At 64.5% G+C, this 2,111-nt stretch carries 1 protein-coding gene and 1 pseudogene; both read left to right on the forward strand.

Annotation, left to right across the window (positions count from 1 at the left end; all coding sequences use genetic code 11):
- Positions 1-109 precede the first annotated feature (109 nt).
- Positions 110-490: pseudogene (locus AB0M87_RS33305) on the forward strand (MFS transporter); the annotation flags it as partial.
- 163 nt (positions 491-653) lie between these two features.
- Positions 654-890, forward strand: coding sequence for a hypothetical protein (locus tag AB0M87_RS33310; protein ID WP_365859640.1), 237 nt, complete (start codon positions 654-656; stop codon positions 888-890).
- The last annotated feature ends 1,221 nt before the right edge of the window (positions 891-2,111 follow it).

A 2,111-nucleotide genomic window follows, 5' to 3' on the forward strand; every position in this document is an offset into this window, starting at 1 on the left:
CAGCAGCCTCGGCTACCTCAGCCCAGCTGAGTACGAGACCGCACTCGCAGCCTGACCACCACACCAATGGTGTCCGTCAAAGCGGAACAAGCTCACCCTGCCTGCCGTCATGCGCGAGCTGCATGTGTCGCACGCCTACGCCCAGCTTTCCGTTTCAGTGTTCGTGATCGGTGCCGCGCTCCCAGTAATGGTGTGGGGTTCAGCCGCCGACCGGTACGGCCGACGTGGCCCGATGGTGTGCTCCCTGGTGCTGTTCGTCGCCTCCAGCAGCTCGCTGGCTCTCGTGCATACCCCAGCGACGCTGCTCGTGCTCCGTGCTGTCCAGGGCGTTGGGGCCTGGGGTAGTGCCATCATCGCGCGGATCGTCGTACGCGACCTGTGGACCGGCGACGAGCTGGCGCGACGCCTGTCTGTACTGTCAATCGCCTTCATCACGGCGCTAGGCGGCGGACAGTTCTTCGGTGGTCTGATCGGCCAATACTCGCACTGGGAGACCGGATTCGTTGTCCTGGCGGCCGTCGGCACTCTAACGACTGTGCTGGCTGTAACCGTTCCCATCCAGGCCGGTCGCCGGGCGCCTACTGGCGTGGGAGGCATCAATACCTACCCAGGTATAGCACGGCAAAGCGGCTTTCTCCCATCGGCCTGCCAGCATGGCAACTGCGGTCAGCCGCGTCAGCAAGAACCAGGGCGCCCACGCGGTCGCACTGTGCGGCTTCCTCCAACAGTCGATGGCCGGGCTCGCGGCTGCCGCGGCCACGTTGCTCCGCCCTAATCTGGCGTGGTCAACCGCGGTAGCCGCGCTCGGCGTCATGGCCTGGGCCCTGGCCGGGTTCAGCAGCCGAGTCGACGAACCGTGCGACACTCCGAGTTCTGCTGAGCCTCGCTGAGTCTCGGGGCTGTGACGTCACCGTTGCGTAAGATGATTTTCGGGTTGGTCGTACTTGGGAGGCGCCTGTCGTGGAGGGCACGTCGCCGTCATACAAAGGCCACCGGTACCCCGTGATGCGACGCCTCACCGAGGACCAGCTCCCGCAGCTCGCAGGGCTCGGATACCACTGGGCGGCATGACGTGCCAGTGAGGGAGGACACCAGGCGCAGCTGACGTCGTGGTTGAGCACGAGGGGCCTGACTGCTCCCGTGGAACATGCCGCGCGTCTGATCTTTAATGGTGTCATCACGAGGCCAGAACCTAATCCTATCGCCTGGCCCACACCACGGCTCAGGCCGAACGCGCAGTTATCTGACGGCCCCGCCCCGGCTAGAGCTAGACGGTCGACCGCCCTGCCCCCGGACTCGGCCCGCCTCACATCGGCGAGCAGGTCGGCGGAGAGGGTAGATTCGCCGGCTGGCAGCAAGCCCTCCTGCTCGCCCGTCGAACTCCAAATACTCCGTAGCCATATCGGGTTGTACGGGTGCCGATTCCCAGCCTGCCGGACTCGTATCGGCACGCCGAGGCGAACGATAATTCCGTCGTGATCAATATGCATCAAGGCGCAACCGCGCCAGCCGAAGCGCCGTCACAAGCCACCGCGAGGACCTCCGTCACGGATCCTGGCGCAATCGACCAGCACAGCGAGTCGCGCGGCTTCGAACCCCCAATTCCAAGACCTTGCCCGGCAGGCCCTTCGTAGTCATCACCATGACCGGCAAAGCACTTCGGTTGCCACAGCGGCGACGGTCGAGTACATCGCGGACGTCGGGGTGGCGGTCGGTACCGGTCCTGCATAGAGCGAAAACACTGCGCCTTACGGGGTGAAGCAGCGGATGCAGGCTGAGCCCGGTACGAACGTCTTGGCTACGAGGGTACGGAACTCGTCTGACTGGGTCATGAGCATAGACCGGCGCGAGATACCCCCAACGGCCCGGGGCCACGTGTCGGTGACCACGGTCCAGGAGTGGCATACGAACACTTTGCTCTCACCGTGCCACCCCATGTGGCGGCCGCCGCGTTACGAACCCGATTCGAATACCTCGCAGGCAAACAACCATGCCCCCTGCCGTACACATCATCTCTGAGCTTGTTCCGCTTTGACGGACACCATTGGTGTGGTGGTCAGGCTGCGAGTGCGGTCTCGTACTCAGCTGGGCTGAGGTAGCCGAGGCTGCTG

It is taken from the genome of Streptomyces sp. NPDC051320 (assembly GCF_040682175.1).
Taxonomy (GTDB): domain Bacteria; phylum Actinomycetota; class Actinomycetes; order Streptomycetales; family Streptomycetaceae; genus Streptomyces.